Source organism: Streptomyces sp. NRRL S-31, from assembly GCF_000718775.1.
Lineage (GTDB): Bacteria > Actinomycetota > Actinomycetes > Streptomycetales > Streptomycetaceae > Streptomyces.
The window spans coordinates 25,905-47,907 of record NZ_JOCB01000003.1 but is presented as its reverse complement, the minus strand read 5'-3'; the positions used below and the strand labels follow the sequence as shown (position 1 = coordinate 47,907).

Here is a 22,003-nt window from a genome sequence, read left to right as displayed (position 1 = left end):
CCTAACCAGTAAGCTATAACCTCGCACTTCACGCATTACGGAGATCCGCGTGCCCAGCCCTTACAGAGCCCTGTTCGCCGAGCCCGGCACCAAGGCGTTCTCCGCCGCGGGATTCCTCGGCCGGATGCCGCTGTCCATGATGGGCATCGGCGTGGTCACGATGGTCTCCCAGCTCACCGGGCGGTACGGCCTCGCGGGCGCCCTGTCGGCCACCATCGCGCTGTCCGCCGCCGCGATCGGACCGCAGATCTCCCGGCTGGTGGACCGGCACGGCCAGCGCCGGGTGCTGCGCCCCGCCACCCTGGTCGCGCTCACCGCGGCGGCCGGACTGCTGCTCGCCGCGCACCTGCGGTGGCCGGACTGGACGCTGTTCGTCTGCGCGGCCGGGATCGGCTCGGTGCCGAGCCTGGGCGCCATGATCCGGGCGCGCTGGGCGGCGCTGTACCGGGGCACGCCCCGGCTGCACACCGCCTACTCGTTCGAGTCGGTCGTCGACGAGGTCTGCTTCATCTTCGGGCCGATCATCTCCATCGGCCTGTCCACGGCCTGGTTCCCCGAGGCGGGCCCGCTGCTGGCCGCCTGCTTCCTGGCGGCCGGCGTGCACTGGCTGACCGCCCAGCGTGCGACCGAGCCGGTGCCGCTCCCGCGCGAGAGGCACGGCGGCGGCAGCGCGCTGCGCGCGGTGGGGCTGCGGGTACTGGTGGCGACCTTCGTGGCGACGGGGTCGATCTTCGGCGCCGTGGACGTGGTCACGGTCGCCTTCGCCGACGAGCGCGGCCACAAGGGCGCCGCGAGCGTGGTCCTGGCGCTGTACGCGGCCGGCTCCTGCGCGGCTGGCGTGGTCTTCGGACTGCTGCGCTTCGGCGGGGCGCCGGAGCGCCGCTGGCTGCTGGGCGTGACGGCGATGGCCGTGAGTATGATCCCCCTCCTACTGGTCGGAAACCTGCCGCTTCTGGCCGTGGCGCTGTTCGTTGCGGGGCTGTCCATCGCACCGACGATGATCACGACGATGTCCCTCATCGAAGAGCACGTACCTCGCGCGCAGCTCACCGAGGGCATGACCTGGGTGAGTACCGGCCTGGCGGTCGGTGTCGCGCTCGGCTCCTCCGCGGCCGGCTGGGTGATCGACGCGGCCGGAGCACGGGCCGGGTACGGGGTTCCGGTGGTGTCCGGGGCCGTCGCGGTCGCGGTCGGTTTCCTCGGGTACCGCCGGCTGCGCAGGCCGGCCGCGGGGCGGGGAGGCACCGTTGAGCAGCACAGCGAGCGGGAAGAGCGGCACCTGGCGTAACTGGGGCGGCAACGTCTCCGCCCGGCCCGCCCGGCAGGTCGCGCCGGCCTCGGTGGAGGAGCTGGCCGCGGTGGTGCGCCGGGCCCGGGAGGACGGCCTGAAGGTGAAGGCGGTCGGAACCGGGCACTCCTTCACCTCGATCGCCGCCACCGACGGTGTGTTGATACGCCCTCAACTGTTGACCGGCATACGTGACGTCGACCGGCGGTCCATGACGGTCACGGTGGAGGCGGGCACCCCGCTCAAGAGACTCAACGTCGCCCTCGCGCGCGAGGGGCTGTCGCTCACCAACATGGGCGACATCATGGAGCAGACCGTCTCCGGGGCCACCAGCACCGGCACGCACGGCACGGGCCGCACGTCCGGCTCCATCGCCGCCCAGATCAAGGGGCTGGAACTCGTCACGGCCGACGGCTCGGTGCTCACCTGCTCCGAGGAGGAGAACCCCGACGTCTTCGCCGCCGCCCGGATCGGGCTCGGCGCCCTGGGCGTGGTCACCGCGATCACGTTCGCCGTGGAGCCCCTCTTCCTGCTGACCGCGCGCGAGGAACCGATGCCGCTGGACCGGGTCCTCGCCGAGTTCGACCAGCTGTGGGCGGAGAACGAGCACTTCGAGTTCTACTGGTTCCCGCACACCGGCAGCACCACCACCAAGCGCAACAACCGCAGCGCCGGCCCCGAGCGGCCGGTGGGGCGCCTGGCGGGCTGGTTCGAGGACGAGTTCCTCTCCAACGGGGTGTTCCAGGCGGCCCAGTGGGCCGGCCGTGCCGTCCCGGCCACGATCCCCTCGATCGCCCGGATCTCCAGCCGGGCGCTGTCCGCGCGGACCTACACCGACATCCCGTACAAGGTGTTCACCTCACCGCGCCGGGTGCGCTTCGTGGAGATGGAGTACGCCGTCCCGCGCGCGGCCCTGGTGGAGACGCTGCGCGAACTGCGTGCCGTGATCGACCGCTCGGGGCTGCGGGTCAGCTTCCCGGTCGAGGTGCGCACCGCCCCGGCCGACGACATCACCCTGTCCACCGCCTCCGGCCGGGACAGCGCCTACATCGCCGTGCACATGTTCCGGGGCACGCCGTACCAGGCGTACTTCACCGCCGCCGAGCGCGTCTTCACGGCGCACGAGGGGCGTCCGCACTGGGGCAAGGTGCACACGCGGGACGCGGAGTACCTCGACCGGGTGTATCCGCGGTTCGGCGAGTTCACCGCGCTGCGGGACCGCCTTGACCCGGAACGTCTGTTCCAGAACGACTACTCGCGGAGGGTTCTGGGGGCGTAGGCGTCGTGACCGGTGCGCCGGGCGCGCTCGTCGTGGGCGCCGGGGTGACCGGGGCGGACGGGTCGGCGCTCGGGTCCGTGTCCGGGCCGCCGCTCGGGCGCGCGTCCGGTTCCGCGCTCGCCGAGCCGCCCGTCCCCGGGGTCGCGCCGTGGGTCGTGCCGCCGGCCGTGCCGCCGTCGGTGGAGGGCGTGCGCCGCGGGAACGGGGTGTCCGAGGGGGCGGGCTCGTCACCGGACGTACCACCGGAGGCGCCCCGGCCGGAGACCGCGTCGCTGACCGTCGTGCCCCGGCCGCCGCTGAAGCTGCTGCCGGACACCAGCTCGTACGTGGTGATGCCGGCCATGGTGACCCCGAAGACCAGGGCCGCGGCGACCAGCGGGCGGCGCCAGCTCTTCACCCGCGCGCGGTAGACGGTGCCCGCGGTGAACTCGCCGGCCGGCGCGGGCGTCCGCTCCCCCGGCCGGGGCGCCACGACGGTCTTCTCCCGGAGCTGCTCCCCCGTCCGCCTGAAGAAGTGCTGGAACAGCGTGCCCCCGCAGGTGGCGACGATGCTGACCACGCCGGCGCCCAGGATCGTGCCGTACACCCCGAAGTACGAAGCCAGTTTGGCCGCCACGACCGCCGCCAGGGCGCTGCCGGCGACCTGGGGGACGCTCAGATCGATCCGCTTCCGCCCCGTATCGGGTGTCTCACGCATACCCGGACCTTGCCTGCCTTTCCCGTACTTGATCGACATTGTTCGACCGACTGCACGAGAAGGGGACGTACGGACGAAACCATTAGTTCCGTTTCTGGCGATTCCGTGAAGTACGCCACCCTCGCGATCGACGGAAGTGGTTGAGAACGACCAAGTCGCGACCTTCCCCGAAGTAGAGCAGCGCGCCAATCCACGCAGGTGGTCCAAATGGAGTACTGTTGCGAACCCTGGGTCCGGTCTCCCGTCAGGGTGCCCGGAGCCTGGCAGAACCGCCGGGAGGGAGCTAGTTGCACAGGGTGACGCAGTTGGTCACTTAGCGTTGTGAACAGGTAACCGTGCCATAACGGCGGTTCCGGGCCCGCGCCCGACACGCCGGGCAACTCGGCAAGGTTGTGGCAGGCTGCACCCGGGCAGGCCACACTCGACTAGCGGAAGCAGCGACGCACGTGACGTCGGCAGGCACCACCCGGGAGGTCCCCATGCCCGAACTGCGTGTCGTGGCCGTCTCGAATGACGGCACACGGCTGGTGCTGAAGGCTGCCGACTCAACGGAGTACACCCTTCCGATCGACGAACGGCTGCGCGCCGCCGTGCGCGGCGACCGGCCGCGCCTCGGCCAGATCGAGATCGAGGTCGAGAGCCACCTCCGCCCCCGCGACATCCAGGCCCGGATACGGGCCGGTGCCTCCGCGGAAGAGGTCGCGCAGCTCGCCGGCATCCCCGTCGACCGGGTACGGCGCTTCGAGGGTCCGGTCCTGGCCGAGCGCGCCTTCATGGCCGAGCGTGCCCGCAAGACCCCGGTCCGCCGCCCCGGCGAGAACTCCGGTCCGCTGCTCGGCGAGGCCGTGCAGGAGCGGCTGCTGCTGCGCGGGGCCGACAAGGACACCGTGCAGTGGGACTCCTGGCGCCGCGACGACGGCACCTGGGAGGTCCTGCTCGTCTACCGGGTGGCGGACGAACCGCACTCGGCGAGTTGGACGTACGACCCGCCCCGGCGGCTCGTACAGGCCGTGGACGACGAGGCGCGCTCGCTGATCGGCGAGTCCGACGACCTCGCCGTGCCCGAGCCGAGCTTCCCGTTCGTCCCGCGGATCGCCCGGCTGCCCCGCGACCGCGCGATGGACCGCGCCCTCGACCGGGATCGGCCCGGCCTGCCCGCGCAGCCGTCGGAGCCGGCCGAGGAGGGCGCGGGCGAACGCGACTCGCTGACCAGCCTGTTGGAGGCCGTGCCGAGCTTCCGGGGCGATCTGGTGGTCCCGGATCGTCCGTCGGAGTCCGCGGAGGAGTCCGAGGACGAGCCCGACGCCGAGGAACCGCCGGCGCCCGCCGCGTCGGCCGGGTCCGCCTACGCGGACGTCCTCATGCCTCGCTCGGTCGGCAGCCACCGCGACCGGCTGGTCGGCGCGACCGACCGCCAGGCCGAGGCCGACGGGGTCCGCCCCGGCCGCCGCGCCGCCGTCCCGAGCTGGGACGAGATCGTGTTCGGCACCCGGCGCAAGAAGCAGGAGTAGCGCTCCGCCACGGCGACGAGGGGGCACGCGCGCGTGCCCCCTGTCCCGCCGCCCGCTACTGCGGGTCGGCGCCCACCGCCACCGGCCGGGCCGGATCGGCGGACCACTCGGACCAGGACCCGACGTACAGCGCCGCCGGGATGCCCGCCACCGCCAGCGCCAGCGCCTCGTGGGCGGCGGAGACACCGGAGCCGCAGTACACGCCCACCTCGGCGTCCCCGGACACGCCCAGCGCCTTGAAGCGGTCCCGCAGCTCCGCCGCGGGCAGGAAGCGGCCGTCGGGGCCCACGTTCTCCGTCGTCGGCGCCGACACCGCGCCCGGGATGTGTCCGCCGACCCGGTCGATCGGTTCCACCTCGCCGCGGTAGCGCTCCCCCGCCCGCGCGTCCAGCAGCACTCCCGTACGGGCGAGGGCCGCGGCCCGGTCCGCGTCCAGCAGCCCGGCGGCGGCCGGCACCGGCGTGAAGTCCCCCTCGGCCGGGGCCGGCACGTCCGTGGACAGCTCCCCGGTCCAGGACGGCAACCCGCCGTCCAGCACCCGCACGTCCGGGTGACCCGTCCAGCGCAGCAGCCACCACGCGCGCGCGGCGGCCCAGCCCTGCCCGCCGTCGTACACGACGACCGGGCGGCCGGCCGACACGCCCGCGCGACGCATCGCGGCACCGAACTCGGCGAGGTCGGGCAGCGGGTGCCGGCCGCGGGCGCCGGGCGCGGACGCCAGCTCCCGGTCCAGGTCGACGAAGACCGCACCGGGAAGGTGTCCGGCCGCGTACTCGGCCCGGCCGTCGAAGGCCGGCGCGCCCGCCGCCTTCGCCACGCTCAGCTGCCAGCGCACGTCCAGCAGGACGGGCGGGTTGTCGCCGGCCAGCCCGGCGGCGAGTTCGGATGCGGTGATGATGGCTGTCATGGCGTCCATCCATACGCCAGGGGTGGCCGCGGCGTCCAGGTCCGGCTACTCTGCTCGGCCGGACACACTCGATCACGAGGTGTAAGGGATCGAGCACATGCCGTACAACCGGCGGACAGGCGTCGGCCACCGCCAAGCGACGAAAGACGGCAGATCGGGCATCCTCTCCGAGGTACGGCCGCGTGGCGCGGTACGGCCCCACGGCACCGCGGAGGATGCGGGCACCGGCACGGGCGTGCGCGCCGACGGCGCGGACATCCCTTCCGGGGAGCGGAAGCGACACGGCCACCGCGAGGGGCCGGGGAGAGAGTGATCGATGACCGAGGCACGGGAGTCGGCCGGTCCGCACGCGCGGCGCGTGCCCGGCACGCCCTGCTGGGTGAGCCTGATGGTCCACGGGCTGGACGCCACCGAGGAGTTCTACGGTGAGCTGTTCGGCTGGGAGTTCCGGCCGGGCCCGCAGCAGCTCGGACCGTATGTCCGGGCGCTGCTGGACGGGCGCGAGGTGGCCGGGATCGGCCAGCTGCCGCCGGACCGCCGGCTGCCGGTCGCCTGGACGCCGTACCTCGCCTCGGACGACGTGGACCGGACCGCCGACACGGTCCGGCTGTGCGGCGGCACGGTGGCCGTGGGGCCGCTGGACGCCGCCGAGGCCGGGCGGATGGCGATCGCCGCCGACCCGTCCGGCGCGGTGTTCGGGATCTGGCAGGGCTCGGCGCTCTTCGGCACGGCGATCACCGGTGTGCCCGGCACGCCCGTCTGGAACGAGCTGCTGACCTTCGAGACGGAGAGCGTCGCCAAGTTCTACCGGAGCGTCTTCCGCTACCAGGAGGAGCCGGTGGTCTCCGCCGGCTTCGACTACCTGACCCTGCGTCTGGACGGCCGGCCGGTGGCCGGGCTGCACGGCATGGGGCACGGCCTGCCGAGGGAGCGGGGGTCTTACTGGCAGACGTACTTCGAGGTCGCCGACATCGCCGAGACGCTGCGGCGGGTCACCGGGCTGGGCGGACGGATCCTCAGACCGGCCCACGACGGCGCGCACGGGCGGACGGCGACGGTGGCGGACCCGGAGGGCGCCGAGTTCTCCGTGGTCCAGGGCCCGCGCTGAGCCCTCAGGAGGGCGAGACGGGCAGCACGTCCGGGGAGAGGGCCGCCGCGCGGGCCGACGCGGCGGTCATCCGGCGCCGGTGGTGGCGGCGGCACAGCACCTCGTAGCCGACCTCGCCCGCGGACTGGTTGACGTCCCCGACGACCACCTGGGCGCCCTCGACCACCATCGCGCCGCCCACCGTGCGGGCGTTGTGCGTGGCGCGGGCGCCGCACCAGCACAGCGCCTCCACCTGGAGCACCTCGATCCGGTCGGCCAGCTCCACCAGCCGCTGCGAGCCGGGGAAGAGCTTGGAGCGGAAGTCGGTGGTGATGCCGAAGGCGAACACGTCCAGGCCGAGGTCGTCCACCACGCGCGCGAGCTGGTCGATCTGCTCGGGGGCGAGGAACTGCGCCTCGTCCGCGATCACATAGTCGGCCCGGCCGCCCTGCGAGAGGTGGTCCACCAGATACGCGTACACGTCCTGGCCGTCCTCGACCTCCACCGCGTCGGTGACCAGGCCGAGCCGGGAGGACAGCTTGCCCTCGCCCGCGCGGTCGTCCCGGGTGAAGATCATGCCGGCCAGACCGCGCGCGGACCGGTTGTGCTCGATCTGGAGAGCCAGCGTCGACTTCCCGCAGTCCATCGTTCCGGAGAAGAACACCAGCTCGGGCATGAGGGGTTGAGCACCTTTCGGCAACGGAGGGCGGGGCGGGGTCAGGAGCGTACTTCGAGCAGCGGGACCAGCTGCTCCGCCGGGGTCATCGAGCCGTGGTTGCCCACCAGCGCCGATTCCTTGGGCTCCCGCTCGGAGGCGATGATCAGCACGTCGTCGTGGGCGGCGGCGACCACGTCCCCGATCCGCGGGTACACGCGCTCGTCGCATTCGCCGGGCCGCCCGAACCAGCCGGCCGCGATCGCCTCGTCCCTCGAGGCCACCCAGAACTGCTCGCCGAGCACCTCGCGCCAGACGACCAGCACGTCGTTCCGGGCGCCCGGCACCGCGTACACGTGCCGGGCCCGGCCCTCGCCGCCCAGCAGGGCGACGCCGGCCCGCAGCTCCCAGTCCTCGTCGAAGTCGATGCGGTGCCGCTCGTCGAACGGGACGTCGACCATGCCGTGGTCGGCGGTGACGTACAGGGCGCTGCGCGGGGGCAGTTGCTCGGCGAGGCGCTGGGCGAGCCGGTCGACGCGCATGAGCTGGCCGCGCCAGGTGTCGGAGGCGACGCCGTAGCGGTGTCCGGAGCCGTCCAGCTCCGCGTAGTACGTGTACACGAGCGAGCGGTCCCCGGCGGCCAGTTGCTCGGCCGCGAGGTCCATGCGCTCCTCGGCGGCGAGCCGCCCGTGGAAGGTGCCGCCGCTGAGCGCGATCTTGGTGAGCGGGGTGTGCTGGAAGGCGGGCGAGGACACCTGGGCGGTGTGCACGCCGGCCTCGTGGGCCAGCTGGAAGACGGTGGGGTACGGCTGCCAGGGGCGCGGGTCCGTGTACGGCTGCCAGCGGAGCTGGTTCATCAGCTCGCCGGTGGCCGGGTTGCGCACGGCGTATCCGGGCAGGCCGTGGGCGCCGGGCGGCAGGCCGGTTCCCACGGAGGCGAGGGAGGTGGCGGTGGTCGCCGGGTAGCCGGCGGTCAGCGGGCGGCCGGTGCCGCCGCGCGAGCTGCCGAGCAGGGAGGTGAGGAAGGGCGCCTCGTCCGGGTGGGCCCTGAGCTGCTCCCAGCCGAGGCCGTCGACCAGGAAGACGCAGACCCGGTCGGCGGCGGTCAGCTCCCGGATCGCGGCGGTCGTTCCGGGGACGCCCAGGCCGGCGGCCAGGGTGGGCAGCAGGTCGGCGAGGGAGCCGGTGCCGTACTCGGGCAGCGGCGCGCTGTGCAGGGCGAGGGGCTCCGGGTGGTCCCAGGCGGAGAGCTGGGACATCAGCGCGTGAGGTCCGCGGTCGCCTCCGAGATGGCCTGGGCGAAGACGAGCGCCTGGCGCACCGTCTCCGGCCCGTCCCCGGCCTCGCTGACGCGCAGGCTGAGGTCGTCCGCCGTGGAGCTGCCCGTGTAGCCGTGGTCCGCGTCGCAGTTGGGGTCGCCGCAGGCGGCGGGCTCCAGGTCGATGCGGTTGACCGCGCCCCAGCCGATGGTCAGCACGACCTCGCGGGGCAGCGTGCCCGGGGTGTACTGCTCCGGGTTCGCGACCACCCGGCTGACCACCACCGAGGAGATCCGGTCGAGCTTCACGGACTCGGTGGAGGTGGTGGCGTACGGGGTCGGGGACGTGGTGTCGGCGGCCTGCTCGTCGGTGTGGCTGACGATGAAGCGGTTGCCGGTGAGCACCAGCACGGTCACGTGCCGGCGCACCTCGTTCTGGTCGAACGTCGTCTCCTGGTGGACCAGGTACGACCGGATGGGCTCGCCGCCCACGGCGGCCTCCACCGCCTCGGCCACGAGGGCCGGGTAGTAGCCGCTGCGCTCGATCGCCGCACGCAGCCCCTGGGTCGTCGTACTGGTCTTGGCCATGGCGTCCATCCTAATCCGTGGGCAAGGGGGGTCCGGGCCAGTCGCGCGGACCGGTGGCACCCCGCGCGCGCTCGCCGGGGCGGGGCGCCGGCGCCCGGGCCCGGGCGGGACGGCCGGTCCCTCCACCGCGGCCAGGCCGGGGGCGGGGCCGGGGCGTGGGGTACGTGGGGTATCCGGGGTACGTGAGATCGTCCCGTCGGCTGCCCCCGGGCGGCTCCCGCCCGGCGGCCTCCGTGCGGTGTCCCCGCCCCCGGCCGTCCCTCCGTCCCCGGTCGGCCCTCCGTGCCCGGCGCCTTTCCGGTCGGCAGCTTTCCGGTCAGCACCTTTCCGGTCGGCGCCTTTCCGGTCAGTACGCCGGCATCGTCCGCGGGCCGAGGTCGTCGCGGACGGGCGGGGGCGCGAGCCGTACGGTGGCGCCGAGGACGCTCGCGCCGTGCGGCGCGACGACGACCGGCTCCAGGGTGACCGCGACCACCTCCGGGTGGTCGTCGACCAGCCGGGACACCCGCAACAGCAGTTCCTCGAGGGCCGGGGTGTCGACGGGCGTGGAGCCGCGCCAGCCGAACAGCAGCGGCGCGGTGCGGATCGACCGGACCAGCGAGGTCGCCTCCCGGTCGGTGACGGGGACCAGCCGGTGGGACATGTCCCCGAGCAGCTGGGAGGCGGCGCCGGCCAGGCCGAAGGAGAGCACGGCACCGGCCGCCGGGTCGATCACCGCGCGTACGACGGTGTCGACCCCGCGCGGTGCCATCTTCTGCACCACCGGCCGCAGCTCCTCCGGCCGGCCGAACAGCTCGGTCAACTCACCGTACGCCCGCAGCAGTTGCTCCTCGTCGGAGAGGTCGAGGCGGACGCCGCCCAGGTCGGCGCGGTGCCTGAGGTGCGGGGCGGTGGCCTTGAGGGCCACCGGGTAGCCGAGCGCGCGGGCGGCCTCCACGGCGGCGTCCGGGGTGGGCGCGGGTAGGGCGCGGCGCACGGGGACGCCGTACTTGCCGAGCAGCTCACAGGTCTGCTCGTCGGAGAGGGCGAGGCCCTCCCCGCGCGCGAGCAGCTCGCCGATCAGCCGGGCGGCCCCCTTCTCGTCGATGTCGTCGAACTCCGGCACCCTCCCGGGGTCCGCGGCGTCCCGCCGCCACTGCCCGTACCGCACGGCTTCGGCGAGGGCCCGCACGGCGCGTTCGGCGGCGGGGTAGGCGGGGATGAGGTGGGTGCCTTCGGGCGGGGTGGCGGGGAGGACGGTGGGAGCGGTGCCGGGTACGGCGGCGGGGGCGGGAGCCGTCGCCGCGGCCGTGCCGGGCGTCTTGCCGGCGGCCCCCGGCGCGGTGCTCGCCGCGGCCGACAGCGCTTCCGCGAGCCCCCCGAGCTCCACGTGCACCACCAGCACCGGCTTCCCCGGCACGGCCGCCGCGGCCGACCGCAGTGCCTCCGCCAGCTCCGCGTCCGGCGGTGACGCCTCCCCGATGGCGGGGATCGCCGTCACCACCACGGAGTCGCACGAGTCGTCGGCCAGCGCGGCGGCCAGCGCCCGGTGGAAGTCCGCCGCCGTCGCCCCGGTCGTCAGGTCCACCGGCCGGGCCGGCCGCAGCCCCTCCGCCAGGCACCGGTCGTACGTCAGCACGCCCAGCGACTCCGAGTTGCCGAGGATGGCCACGCGCGGCCCGGCGGGCAGCGGCTGCCGGGCGAGCAGCAGTCCCGCGTCGACCAGTTCGGTGATCGTGTCGACCCGGATCACCCCGGCCTGCCGCAGCAGCGCGGACACGGTCGCGTGCGGCAGCCGGGTGGCGCGCACCGCGTGCCCCTGCGGGGCGGTGCCGGTGCCCTGCACGACGACCAGCGGCTTGGCCGCCGCCGTCCGCCGGGCGAGGCGGGTGAACTTGCGGGGGTTGCCGATGGTCTCCAGGTACATGAGGACGACATCGGTCTCCGGGTCGTCGTACCAGTACTGGAGGACGTCGTTGCCGGAGACGTCGGCACGGTTGCCGGCGGAGACGAAGGTGGAGATGCCGGTGACCCCGGTCACCCCTCCCCCGCGCCGGTGCAGCCGGGACAGCAGGGCGATGCCGATGGCGCCGGACTGGGCGAACATGCCGATGCGGCCGGGGCGCGGCATCTCGGGGGCGAGGGAGGCGTTCAGCCGGACGCCGGCGGCGGTGTTGATGAGCCCGAAGGCGTTGGGGCCGATGATCCGCATGCCGTACGCGCGTGCGGCCCGCACCAGGGCCCGTTGCCGCTCCCGGCCCTCGGGGCCGCTCTCGGCGTATCCGGCGGAGAGCACGACCAGCCCCTGGACGCCGTGTTCACCGCACTCGGCGACCACGGCGGGCACGTGTTCGGCCGGTACGGCGACGACGGCGAGGTCCACGGGCCCGTCGATGTCGCGCACCGAGCGGTGCGCGGGCACCCCGTCGACCTCCTTGAGGTCCTCGGGGAAGGCCCTGTTCACGGCGTGCAGCAGGCCGGGGTAGCCGGCCTCGCGGATGTTGCCGAGGACGCTGCGGCCCACCCCGCCGGGGGTGCGGCCGACGCCGACGACCGCGACGGAGCCGGGCGCGAGGAGCCGCCGCACCGAGCGGGCCTCGGCGCGCTGCTCCCGGGCGCGCTGCACGGCGAGGGAGCGGTCGGTGGGCTCGAGGTCGAACTCCAGGCGGACGACGCCGTCCTCGAAGCTGCGCTCCTGGGTGTAGCCGGCGTCCGTGAACACCTTGATCATCTTGGTGTTGGCGGGCAGCACCTCGGCGGCGAAACGGCGGATGCCGCGCTCGCGGGCGACGGCCGCTATGTGTTCCAGGAGGGCGGAGGCGACCCCGCGGCCCTGGTGGGCGTCCTGCACCAGGAAGGCGACCTCGGCCTCGTCGGCGGCACCGGAGGCGGGCAGACCGTCGCCGCCGATGCGGTCGTAGCGTACGGTGGCGATGAACTCGCCGCCGATGGTGGCCGCGAGTCCCACCCGGTCCACGAAGTCGTGGTGAGTGAAGCGGTGGACGTCCTTGGCGGAGAGGCGTGGGTACGGCGCGAAGAAGCGGTAGTACTTCGACTCGTCCGAGACCTGCTCGTAGAAACTGACCAGGCGGTCGGCGTCATCAATGGTGATGGGCCTGATGCGCGCGGTGCCACCGTCGCGCAGCACCACGTCCGCCTCCCAGTGGGCGGGGTACTGGTGCCGGTCCTGCCGGTCCGCCGAGGTCTGCATGGGCCCCAGAGTACGGCTCGCGTACGACAACGGCGCGAGGCAGTCTGTGCACGACGGGGGGCCGGACCGAGGCCGCGGTCCGGCCCCGCGCCCAGGCGGGACCCTGGTCCCCTCCGGGCACGCTTCACGATATGGGAAACTGGTCTAGACAACATGAACACCGAAGGGCAGCAACACATGGCTGAGCGCCGCGTCAACGTCGGCTGGGCCGAGGGCCTCCACGCCCGCCCCGCTTCCATCTTCGTCCGAGCCGCCACGGCCACAGGCGTCCCGGTGACGATCGCCAAGGCCGGGGGCGACCCCGTCAACGCGGCCTCCATGCTGGCCGTCCTGGGCCTGGGTGCCCAGGGTGGCGAGGAGATCGTCCTCGCCTCCGCCGCCGAGGGCGCGGACGCCGCCCTCGACCGTCTGGCCAAGCTGGTCTCCGAGGGTCTGGACGAACTGCCCGAGACCGTCTGAGCGGGTACCGGGAAGCCGCGCCGTCCGCACCACCGGACGGCGCGGCTTCCGCGTTTTTCCGGCCGGAATTCATCGCTGGCGCGCACCGCGTCCCGGCAGTACTCCGGCCCGCATTTCCCGGTGACGGAAAAGGGTGGCAGAAAAGGGTGGCGGAAAACATGCGCAGCCGAATAACTTCTCTTTGTATACGGCGTCCTCGTTAAATCCCCGGACCCGGCGTGTTCACGGCGTGTTGCGAAGTCCTCACACGCTGCCCGGCCACCGGCTCTCCGGCCACCGGCCCCGTGGTCACGGCGAAACGCAGTCTGCTGGCCTCCGCCGCGCGCTCGGCGTGCAGGGCCGTGAGCACCCGCGCGCGTTCGCCGTCGCCGCGTGCCACCGCGTCCACGACGGCGCCGTGCTCCGTCCAGGACTCCACCGGGTTCAGCGGCGCCTCCACCGCGTACATCCAGGCGATCTTGTGCCGCAACTGGGTCAGCACCGAGGTCAGCGAGGGGCTGCCGGACGCCTGGGCGAGCGTGTCGTGGAACCAGCCGCCCAGCGAGCGCAAATCCTCGCTGGTGCCCTTCCGCGCCCGCTCCTGACCCAGCCTGACCAGGCCGCGCAGCACCTTCAGATGGGCCTCCGAGCGTCGCTGGGCGGCCCGCGCGGCACCCAGCGGCTCCAGCAGCATCCGCATCTGGAGCACGTCGGCGGCCTCCTGCTCGGTCGGTTCGGCCACGCACGCGCCCGCGTGCCGGCGCGTCACCACGAAGCCCTCGGCCTCCAGCGTGCGCAGCGCCTCGCGCACGGGGACGCGGGAGACGCCGTAGCGGCGGGCGAGGACTTCCTCGGTGAGGCGGCTGCCGCGCTCGTGGACGCCGGCCACGATGTCGTCCCGGACCGCGGTGCACACCGAGTGCGCCGGAATACGCATACGACCTCCGCCTTGATCCCCGTGAAACATTGACGATGCACATGTGTTTCCGAGACTCTATTCCAGCGGACCTGCATTTCCGACGGCGGGCCATAATTCTTGGATATTTCTTGGACAGCGGATCCGGCGGACGCAGCGGAAACGGCGAAAGCCCCGGCTCGGTGAGCCGGGGCCTCGGATGTCCGGGCGGTGCGGGCGGTGACGCCCGCGCGATGTGCCCGATGACGCGCGATGCGCGCCGGGGGCGTCCGCGCGGTGCGCGCCAGGCGCGCGTGTCAGATGTGCACGCCGTGGTTGCGGAGGTAGGCGACGGGATCGACGTCGGAGCCGTAGTCGGGGCTGGTACGCGCCTCGAAGTGCAGGTGCGGGCCGGTGACGTTGCCCGTGGCGCCGGACAGGCCGATCTGCTGGCCCGGGACGACCCGCTGGCCCACGGTGACGCCGATGGAGGACAGATGGCCGTACTGGGTGTACATGCCGTCGGCCATCCGGATCACCACCTCGTTGCCGTAGGCGCCGCCCCAGCCCGTGGAGACGACCGTGCCGGAGCCCACCGCGTGCACGGCCGTGCCGCTGGCCGCGTGGAAGTCGATGCCGGTGTGCGAGCCCGAGGACCACAGGGAGCTGCTGGCCCGGTAGGCCGTCGAGACGTAGGAGTGCGCGATGGGGGCGACGAAGGCGTTCAGCCGCTTGCGCTCGGCCTCGCGCGCGGCGCGGGCCCGGGCCTCGCGCACCTCCTCGGCCCGCTTGGCGGCCGCCTTCGCCGCGGCCTCCTCGGCCGCCTTGCGATCGGCGGCCTGCTGCTGGGCGGTGGCCTGTGCGTCGATCTGCGCGGCGACGTCCTCCGTCGCGGCGAGGACCGGGGTGAGGCCGGTCTGGTCCGCGGAGTTGTCGGCGGCGAGCGCCGGGGAGGCGGTGAGACCACCGATGACACCGGTGGTGGTGAGGGCCGCGACGCCGGCCGCCTGAGCGGTGGTCCGCTTGACCCGGCCGGGCTTGCGGTGCTTCCCGGTGGCGCACATGAACGCCATGAAGTGGCTGGTCCTTTCCTTCCCTCTCGCCTACCGGGTTAGCTGACGGGTTCGGAGCAGGAAGGTCTCCTACGGGCCCCCTCGCGGCTGCGCGGGCGCCCGATTCACCCCAGGGACTGCGTGGGTCCCCGGCTCCCCTGGCTCGCGCCGTACGGGGACTCGGCGATGACTGTCCGGTGCCGCGGGCGCGGCGCACTGCCTGACGAACAGCCCGGACGACGCTACGGCGGCCCGCTTTCGATCATCAAACGAATCTGGCTTTTTGTAGCGCATCCCACAGGCCAGACAGGCAACCTCCGCCCCAAAACGGGCATCTGGCGGGACGAGCGGACGGACGGGAGCCCTGACGACCCGTCGGTCGCCAGGGCTCCGCGCGCGGGTGCCGCCTACTCGGCCGACACCACGGTCACCTCGCCGATGCCGAGCGCCTCGACCGGTGCCTTGATCTGGGACGCGTCGCCGACGAGGACGGTCACCAGGCGGTCCACCGGAAAGGCGTTCACGACGGCCGCGGTGGCCTCCACCGTGCCCGTGGCGGACAGCTGCCGGTACAGCGTGGCCTGGAAGTCGTCGGGCAGGTACTGCTCGACCTGGTCGGCCAGCGTGCTCGCGACGGCCGCCGCGGTCTCGTACTTCAGCGGCGCCACACCGACGAGGTTCTGCACGGCGACGTCCCGCTCGGCGTCGGTCAGGCCCTCCGCCGCGACGGTGCGCAGCACCTTCCACAGGTCGTCCAGCGCCGGGCCGGTGTTCGGCGTGTCCACGGAGCCGCTGATGGCGAGCATGGCCGCGCCCGTGCCGTCCGGCGCGGACCGCAGGACCTGCCCGAAGGAGCGCACGCCGTAGGTGTAGCCCTTCTCCTCGCGCAGGACGCGGTCCAGACGGGAGGTGAGGGTGCCGCCGAGGCAGTACGTGCCGAGGACCTGCGCGGGCCACACGCGGTCGTGCCGGTCGGGGCCGATCCGGCCGATGAGCAGCTGCGTCTGCACGGCGCCGGGCCGGTCGACGATGACCACGCGCCCGGTGTCGTCGGCGGTCACCGGCGGCACCGGCCGGGGCTCGCCCGGCGTGCCGGTCCAGGCGCCCAGGGTCTCGCCGAGCAGCGCGTCCAGGTCGGTGCCGGTCAGGTCGCCGACGACGACCACGGTGGCCGTGGCGGGCCGCACGTGACGGTCGTAGAAGGCGCGTACGGCCGCCGCGTCGATCTTCTCGACCGTCTCCTCGGTGCCCTGGCGCGGGCGCGACATGCGCGAGGCCGCCGGGAACAGTTCCTCGGACAGCTGCTTGGCGGCCCGGCGGGAGGGGTTGGCCAGCTCGTGCGGGATCTCGTCCAGGCGGTTGCGGACCAGCCGCTCGACCTCGCTCTCGGCGAAGGCGGGGGCGCGCAGCGCGTCGGCGAGCAGGCCGAGCCCCTTGGCCAGGCGGGAGGCCGGGACCTCCAGGCTGATCCGGACGCCGGGGTGGTCGGCGTGCGCGTCGAGGGTGGCGCCCGCGCGCTCCAGCTCGGCGGCGTAGTCCTCGGCGGAGTGCCGGTCGGTGCCCTCGGAGAACGCCCGCGCCATGATCGTGGCGACGCCGTCCAGACCGGCCGGCTCGGCGTCCAGGGGCGCGTCCAGCAGCACCTCGACGGCGACGACCTGCTGGCCGGGGCGGTGGCAGCGGAGCACGGTCAGACCGTTGTCCAGCGTGCCGCGCTCGGGGGCCGGGAAGGCCCACGGCCTGGCGGCACCGGGCTGCGGCTGGGGGTGGAACTCCATGGTGGCGAGCTCGGTCACTTGGCCGTCTCCTCGTTCTCGGTCTCGTCGCGACCCGCCTCTACGGTCGCTTCCTGCTCCGGGTCGTCGGGGACGTCGGCGTCCGGGGCGGCCTCCGGGGACTTCGGCTCGTAGACGAGGACCGCGCGGTTGTCGGGCCGCAGGCGGGCCTCGGCGACCTCCCGGACCTCCTCCGGGGTGATCTCCAGGACGCGCTTGACGGCGGTCAGGGCGAGCTGCGGGTCGCCGAACAGGACGGCGTACCGGCACAGTTCGTCGGCGCGGCCGGCGACCGTGCCGAGCCGGTCCAGCCACTCGCGCTCCAGCTGGGCCTGGGCGCGCTCCATCTCCTCGGGCGTGGGGCCCTCCTCGGCGAACCGGGCCAGCTCCTCGTCGATGGCGGCCTCGATGACCGGCACCTCGACGTCACCGGAGGTCTTCACGTCCAGCCAGCCCATGGAGGGCGCGCCGGCCAGGCGCAGCAGGCCGAAGCCGGCGGCGACGGCCGTGCGGTCGCGGCGCACCAGGCGGTTGTAGAGCCGGGAGGACTCGCCGCCGCCGAGGACGGTCAGGGCCAGGTCGGCCGCGTCGCACGCGCGCGTGCCGTCGTGCGGCAGCCGGTAGGCGGCCATCAGGGCGCGCGCCGGGACCTCCTCGACCAGGACCTCGCGCTTCTGCTCGCCGATGACGTCCGGCAGGGAGCCGTCGCGCGGCGCGGGCTTGCCGTCGTGGGACGCGATGGAGCCGAAGTACTTCTCGATCCAGGCGAGGGTCTGCTCGGGGTCGATGTCGCCGACCACGGAGAGCACCGCGTTGTTCGGCGCGTAGTAGGTGCGGAAGAACTGGCGGGCGTCCTCCAGGGTGGCCGCGTCCAGGTCCGCCATCGAGCCGATCGGCGTGTGGTGGTACGGGTGGCCCTCCGGGTAGGAGAGGGCGGTCAGCTTCTCGAAGGCGGTGCCGTAGGGAACGTTGTCGTAACGCTGGCGGCGCTCGTTCTTGACGACGTCCCGCTGGTTCTCCATGGACTCGTCGTCCAGGGCGGCCAGCAGCGAGCCCATCCGGTCGGCCTCCAGCCAGAGGGCGAGCTCCAGCTGGTGGGTGGGCATGGTCTCGAAGTAGTTGGTGCGCTCGAAGCTGGTGGTGCCGTTCAGCGAGCCGCCGGCGCCCTGCACCAGCTCGAAGTGGCCGTTGCCCTTGACCTGCGCGGAGCCCTGGAACATCAGGTGCTCGAAGAGGTGAGCCAGGCCGGTACGCCCCTTGACCTCGTGGCGGGAACCGACGTCGTACCAGAGGCAGACCGCCGCCACCGGGGTCAGGTGGTCCTCGGAGAGCACCACGCGCAGACCGTTGGCCAGGCGGTGCTCGGTCGCTGTCAGGCCCCCGGAGCCTGCCTCGGCTGTGGTCGTGTGACCCATGGGCATGTACGTCCCTTCGCGAGCGGAGGCGGTTGTTGGAAACCGCGCTTTTCCTGCCGTTCCTGCCACTGTATGCAAAGCGTGCGGGGCCTCGGCGAAGTTCCCGCGGGACGTACGCCCACAGCGGATCGCGTAGCCTGCGTCGGACCCGCCCCCGGATTCCCTCCCGGTGCGGGAGGGGGCCGCTGGGACCGGGTCCTGGCACGGGTTGTCAGTACCGCGGTCCACAATGGTCCGCGACAGATCCGTCAATCTCTTCAGCAAGAGCGAGCCGGAGGGTGCGCGCCCACTCGGTGAGCGACCAGACCAGGAGGAGCCGGCAGCGATGGCCCGCCGCAGCACGAAGACCCCGCCGCCCGACGATTCGTTCGAGGAGAGGATCCTCGACATCGACGTCGTGGACGAGATGCGTGGCTCCTACCTCGAGTACGCGTACTCGGTCATCTACTCGCGCGCCCTGCCGGACGCCCGTGACGGCCTCAAGCCGGTGCACCGCCGGATCGTGTACCAGATGAACGAGATGGGCCTGCGCCCCGAACGCGGCTACGTGAAGTGCGCGCGTGTCGTCGGCGAGGTCATGGGCAAGCTGCACCCGCACGGCGACACGTCGATCTACGACGCGCTGGTGCGCATGGCGCAGCCCTTCTCCATGCGCGTGCCGCTCGTCGACGGCCACGGCAACTTCGGCTCGCTGGGCAACGACGACCCGCCGGCCGCCATGCGGTACACGGAGTGCCGGCAGGCCGAGGCGACGAGCCTGATGACCGAGTCGATCGACGAGGACACGGTCGACTTCGCGCCGAACTACGACGGCCAGGAGCAGGAGCCGGTGGCGCTGCCGGCCGCCTTCCCGAACCTGCTGGTCAACGGCTCCTCGGGGATCGCCGTCGGCATGGCGACGAACATGCCGCCGCACAACCTGCGCGAGGTCATCTCCGCCGCCCGCCACCTGATCCGGTTCCCGAACGCCGACCTGGACACGCTGATGAAGCACGTCCCGGGCCCCGACCTGCCCACCGGCGGCCGGATCGTCGGCCTGAGCGGCATCCGGGACGCGTACGCGTCCGGCCGTGGCACCTTCAAGATGCGCGCGACGGTCACGATCGAGAGCGTCACGGCCCGCCGCAAGGGCCTGGTGGTCACGGAACTGCCGTTCACGGTCGGCCCGGAGAAGGTCATCGCGAAGATCAAGGACCTGGTCAACGCGAAGAAGGTCCAAGGCATCGCCGACGTCAAGGACCTCACCGACCGCGAGCACGGACTGCGCCTGGTCATCGAGATCAAGAACGGCTTCGTGCCGGAGGCGATCCTGGAGCAGCTGTACAAGCTGACCCCGATGGAGGAGTCCTTCGGCATCAACAACGTCGCCCTGGTCGACGGCCAGCCGCTCACGCTGGGTCTGAAGGAGCTGCTGGAGGTCTACCTGGACCACCGCTTCGACGTGGTCCGGCGCCGCAGCGAGTTCCGCCGCGGCAAGCGGCGCGACCGGCTGCACCTGGTCGAGGGCCTGCTGACCGCGCTGGTCGACATCGACGAGGTCATCCGGCTGATCCGGTCCAGCGACAACTCCGCGCAGGCCAAGGAGCGCCTGATGGGGCGCTTCTCGCTGAGCGAGACGCAGACCCAGTACATCCTCGACACGCCGCTGCGCCGGCTCACCAAGTACGACCGGATCGAGCTGGAGGCGGAGCAGGACAAGCTCACCCGGGAGATCGAGGAGCTGACCCGCATCCTGGAGTCCGACGCTGAGCTGCGCAAGCTGGTCTCGAACGAACTGGCCGCCGTGGCGAAGAAGTTCGGCACCGACCGGCGTACGGTCCTGCTGGAGTCCTCGGGCACCCCGGCGGCCACCGTCCCGCTCCAGGTGGCCGACGACCCGTGCCGGGTGCTGCTCTCCTCGACGGGGCTGCTGGCCCGTACGGCGACGGACGAGCCGTTCCCGCGGGCGGCGGGCGCCAAGCGCGTCAAGCACGACCTGATCGTCTCGGCGGTGCCGACGACCGCGCGCGGGGTGATCGGCGCGGTGACCTCCGCGGGCCGGCTGCTGCGGGTCAACGTGGTCGACCTGCCGCAGTTGCCCGAGCCGACCGCGCCGAACCTCTCCGGGGGCGCCCCGCTGGCGGAGTTCGTCTCGCTGGAGGACGACGAGACCGTGGTCTGCCTGACCACGCTGGACGAGTCGTCCCCGGGGCTGGCGCTCGGCACCGAGCAGGGTGTCGTCAAGCGCGTGGTGCCCGACTATCCCTCCAACAAGGAGGAGTTGGAGGTCATCACACTCAAGGAGGGCGACCGGATCGTCGGCGCGACGGAGCTGCGCACCGGCGAGGAGGACCTGGTGTTCATCACGGACGACGCGCAGTTGCTGCGCTTCCAGGCATCCATCGTGCGCCCGCAGGGCCGTCCGGCGGGCGGCATGGCGGGCGTCAAGCTGGCCGAGGGCGCCAAGGTGATCTCGTTCACGGCGGTCGACCCGGCCGTCGACGCGGTGGTGTTCACGATGGCGGGCTCGCGCGGCACGCTGGACGACTCGGTGCAGACGACGGCCAAGCTGACCCCGTTCGACCAGTACCCGCGCAAGGGCCGGGCCACGGGCGGTGTGCGCTGCCAGCGGTTCCTGAAGGGCGAGGACTGCCTGTCGCTGGCCTGGGCGGGCCCGGCGCCCGCGCGCGCGGCGCAGCGGAACGGCACCCCGGCCGAGCTGCCGGAGCCTGACCCGCGCCGGGACGGCTCGGGCGTGTCGCTGCCGAAGACCGTGGCGGTGGTGGCGGGGCCGGTCTCCTAGGGCCCGTCGTCGAAGGGCGGGTCCTGCGCGTCGTCCACGTCGGCTTCCGCTTCCTCCGGTCCCTGGACGTAGCGCAGGACGCCCCACATGCCGTGTTCATCGGCGTGTGGGGTGTCGTCCTGGCCCGCCTCCAGCTCCGTGCGGAGGGCTTGCGCGTCGATGCCGGAACCGATCAGCACGAGCTGGGTGAGGCGGGGCGTGCCGGGTGCCCAGGGCTCCGGGTAGAAGCGCAGGAACCGGCCGACGGCGTGCACGGTGTAGCGGTTGCCCGGGTCGTACGGCCCGAAGTCGACATGCCCCTTGATCCGGTACAGCCCCTCGGGCCGGCTGTCCAGGAACCGCATGAGCCGACGGGGCTCCAGGGGGACGTCGGCGGTGAAGGACAGGCTGTCGTAGCCGGTGTGCAGGTGTGCGGCGTGGCCGTCCTCCGCCCCGTGCGCGTGGAGGTCGTCGAAGGACAGCTGTCCGACGCGCTCCTCGCCGGGCCGGCAGTCGAAGAGGAACTCGGGGTCGACGCGGCCGTAGGTGGCGGGGACGACGGCCGCGCGGCCGGTGAGCGAGCGGACCTGCTCCAGGACCCGGTCGGCGTCGTCGGCGCGGTCGAGCTTGTTGACGACCACCAGGTCGGCCAGGGCGAGGTGCCGGTCGATCTCGGGGTGCTTCGCGCGCGTGGCGTCGAACTCGGCGGCGTCGACCACCTCGACCAGCCCGCCGTAGACGATGCCCGGATGCTCGCTGGCGAGGACCATGCGCACCAGTTCCCAGGGCTCGGCGAGTCCGCTGGCCTCGATGACGATCACGTCGATGCCGGTGGCCGGCGCGGCGAGCCGGTCCAGGTAGCCGTCGAGTTCGCTCGCGTCGACGGCGCAGCACAGACAGCCGTTGCCGAGCGAGACGGTCGAGTCGCCGAGGGCGCCCGCGACGGCCATCGCGTCGATCTCGATCGCGCCGAAGTCGTTGACGATGGCGCCGATGCGGCTGCCTCCGCTGCGGTGCAGCAGATGGTTGAGGAGCGTGGTCTTGCCGGAGCCGAGGAAACCGGCGAGCACGACGACCGGTATCTGCCGCGGACCTCGGCCGCCGTCCCGGCCGTGCGGCACGCTGTGCGGCGCCGGGCTGGTCCGCGCCATGGTGTTCCCCAAGGGATGACCTCTCTCCTGTGGACGGGCTGCGGACCAGGATAAGA

General features: G+C 73.1%; 17 protein-coding genes and 1 riboswitch. Of the genes, 6 read left to right on the top strand and 11 right to left on the bottom strand.

Annotated features, from left to right (window positions below; genetic code table 11):
- The first annotated feature begins 49 nt into the window (after positions 1–49).
- Both IF37_RS0102010 and IF37_RS0102005 read left to right on the top strand, forming a co-directional pair.
- Positions 50–1,288, top strand: coding sequence for an MFS transporter (locus tag IF37_RS0102010; protein WP_030735100.1), 1,239 nt, complete (start codon positions 50–52; stop codon positions 1,286–1,288).
- Complete coding sequence (locus IF37_RS0102005; RefSeq protein WP_030735098.1) at positions 1,248–2,567, top strand: D-arabinono-1,4-lactone oxidase; 1,320 nt, start codon at positions 1,248–1,250, stop codon at positions 2,565–2,567. Before IF37_RS0102010 ends, IF37_RS0102005 begins: the two co-directional genes overlap by 41 nt.
- Here IF37_RS0102005 and IF37_RS0102000 read toward each other — a convergent pair.
- Positions 2,491–3,264: a hypothetical protein gene (locus IF37_RS0102000; RefSeq protein ID WP_030735096.1), complete on the bottom strand. Its 774-nt coding sequence runs from the start codon at positions 3,262–3,264 to the stop codon at positions 2,491–2,493. The two genes, IF37_RS0102005 and IF37_RS0102000, sit on opposite strands and share 77 nt — an antisense overlap.
- A 479-nt stretch (positions 3,265–3,743) precedes the next feature.
- On the opposite strand from IF37_RS0102000, the gene sepH reads away from it, so the two are divergent.
- Positions 3,744–4,775, top strand: a complete 1,032-nt coding sequence (gene sepH / locus IF37_RS0101995) for a septation protein SepH (RefSeq protein WP_030735095.1) — start codon at positions 3,744–3,746, stop codon at positions 4,773–4,775.
- A 55-nt stretch (positions 4,776–4,830) separates the two neighbouring features.
- Here sepH and IF37_RS0101990 read toward each other — a convergent pair whose 3' ends face one another.
- Complete coding sequence (locus IF37_RS0101990; protein ID WP_030735093.1) at positions 4,831–5,682, bottom strand: sulfurtransferase; 852 nt, start codon at positions 5,680–5,682, stop codon at positions 4,831–4,833.
- A 316-nt stretch (positions 5,683–5,998) separates the two neighbouring features.
- Here IF37_RS0101990 and IF37_RS0101985 point away from each other — a divergent pair, with 316 nt between their 5' ends.
- Complete coding sequence (locus IF37_RS0101985; RefSeq protein WP_030735091.1) at positions 5,999–6,790, top strand: VOC family protein; 792 nt, start codon at positions 5,999–6,001, stop codon at positions 6,788–6,790.
- A 4-nt stretch (positions 6,791–6,794) separates the two neighbouring features.
- Here the strand turns inward: IF37_RS0101985 and IF37_RS0101980 are convergent, their stop codons facing one another.
- The 4 genes from IF37_RS0101980 to IF37_RS0101965 form a co-directional block, all read right to left on the bottom strand.
- The gene (locus tag IF37_RS0101980) at positions 6,795–7,445 is read right to left on the bottom strand and encodes a thymidine kinase (protein ID WP_030735090.1); all 651 of its coding nucleotides are present in this window, start codon (positions 7,443–7,445) and stop codon (positions 6,795–6,797) included.
- A gap of 41 nt (positions 7,446–7,486) precedes the next feature.
- Positions 7,487–8,683 carry an alkaline phosphatase family protein gene (locus IF37_RS0101975; RefSeq protein WP_030735087.1) on the bottom strand — a complete coding sequence of 399 codons (1,197 nt, stop codon included), beginning with the start codon at positions 8,681–8,683 and terminating at the stop codon, positions 7,487–7,489.
- Positions 8,683–9,279, bottom strand: a complete 597-nt coding sequence (locus IF37_RS0101970) for a DUF5998 family protein (RefSeq protein WP_030735085.1) — start codon at positions 9,277–9,279, stop codon at positions 8,683–8,685. The genes IF37_RS0101975 and IF37_RS0101970 overlap by 1 nt, the downstream gene beginning before the upstream one ends.
- A gap of 337 nt (positions 9,280–9,616) precedes the next feature.
- Positions 9,617–12,460, bottom strand: coding sequence for a bifunctional GNAT family N-acetyltransferase/acetate--CoA ligase family protein (locus tag IF37_RS0101965; protein ID WP_030735082.1), 2,844 nt, complete (start codon positions 12,458–12,460; stop codon positions 9,617–9,619).
- 177 nt (positions 12,461–12,637) lie between these two features.
- Between IF37_RS0101965 and IF37_RS0101960 the strand changes: the two genes are divergently transcribed.
- Positions 12,638–12,919, top strand: coding sequence for an HPr family phosphocarrier protein (locus IF37_RS0101960; protein ID WP_030735079.1), 282 nt, complete (start codon positions 12,638–12,640; stop codon positions 12,917–12,919).
- A 199-nt stretch (positions 12,920–13,118) separates the two neighbouring features.
- Here the strand turns inward: IF37_RS0101960 and IF37_RS0101955 are convergent, their stop codons facing one another.
- The 4 genes from IF37_RS0101955 to IF37_RS0101940 all read right to left on the bottom strand — a co-directional run bounded on the left by IF37_RS0101955 (position 13,119) and on the right by IF37_RS0101940 (position 18,041).
- On the bottom strand, positions 13,119–13,835 hold the full coding sequence (locus IF37_RS0101955) for a GntR family transcriptional regulator (RefSeq protein ID WP_030735076.1): 717 nt from the start codon (positions 13,833–13,835) through the stop codon (positions 13,119–13,121).
- A gap of 275 nt (positions 13,836–14,110) precedes the next feature.
- The gene (locus IF37_RS0101950) at positions 14,111–14,866 is read right to left on the bottom strand and encodes a M23 family metallopeptidase (RefSeq protein ID WP_030735073.1); all 756 of its coding nucleotides are present in this window, start codon (positions 14,864–14,866) and stop codon (positions 14,111–14,113) included.
- A 12-nt stretch (positions 14,867–14,878) separates the two neighbouring features.
- Positions 14,879–15,041: riboswitch (cyclic di-AMP (ydaO/yuaA leader) on the bottom strand.
- 211 nt (positions 15,042–15,252) lie between these two features.
- Positions 15,253–16,641 carry a pitrilysin family protein gene (locus IF37_RS0101945; protein ID WP_030735070.1) on the bottom strand — a complete coding sequence of 463 codons (1,389 nt, stop codon included), beginning with the start codon at positions 16,639–16,641 and terminating at the stop codon, positions 15,253–15,255.
- On the bottom strand, positions 16,638–18,041 hold the full coding sequence (locus IF37_RS0101940) for a pitrilysin family protein (RefSeq protein WP_030735067.1): 1,404 nt from the start codon (positions 18,039–18,041) through the stop codon (positions 16,638–16,640). Before IF37_RS0101940 ends, IF37_RS0101945 begins: the two co-directional genes overlap by 4 nt.
- A 319-nt stretch (positions 18,042–18,360) precedes the next feature.
- On the opposite strand from IF37_RS0101940, the gene IF37_RS0101935 reads away from it, so the two are divergent.
- Positions 18,361–20,817, top strand: coding sequence for a DNA topoisomerase (ATP-hydrolyzing) subunit A (locus IF37_RS0101935; protein ID WP_030735064.1), 2,457 nt, complete (start codon positions 18,361–18,363; stop codon positions 20,815–20,817).
- On the opposite strand, the gene IF37_RS0101930 is transcribed toward IF37_RS0101935, so the two are convergent.
- Positions 20,814–21,947: a GTP-binding protein gene (locus IF37_RS0101930; protein WP_052844920.1), complete on the bottom strand. Its 1,134-nt coding sequence runs from the start codon at positions 21,945–21,947 to the stop codon at positions 20,814–20,816. The two genes, IF37_RS0101935 and IF37_RS0101930, sit on opposite strands and share 4 nt — an antisense overlap.
- Between the last annotated feature and the right edge of the window lie 56 nt (positions 21,948–22,003).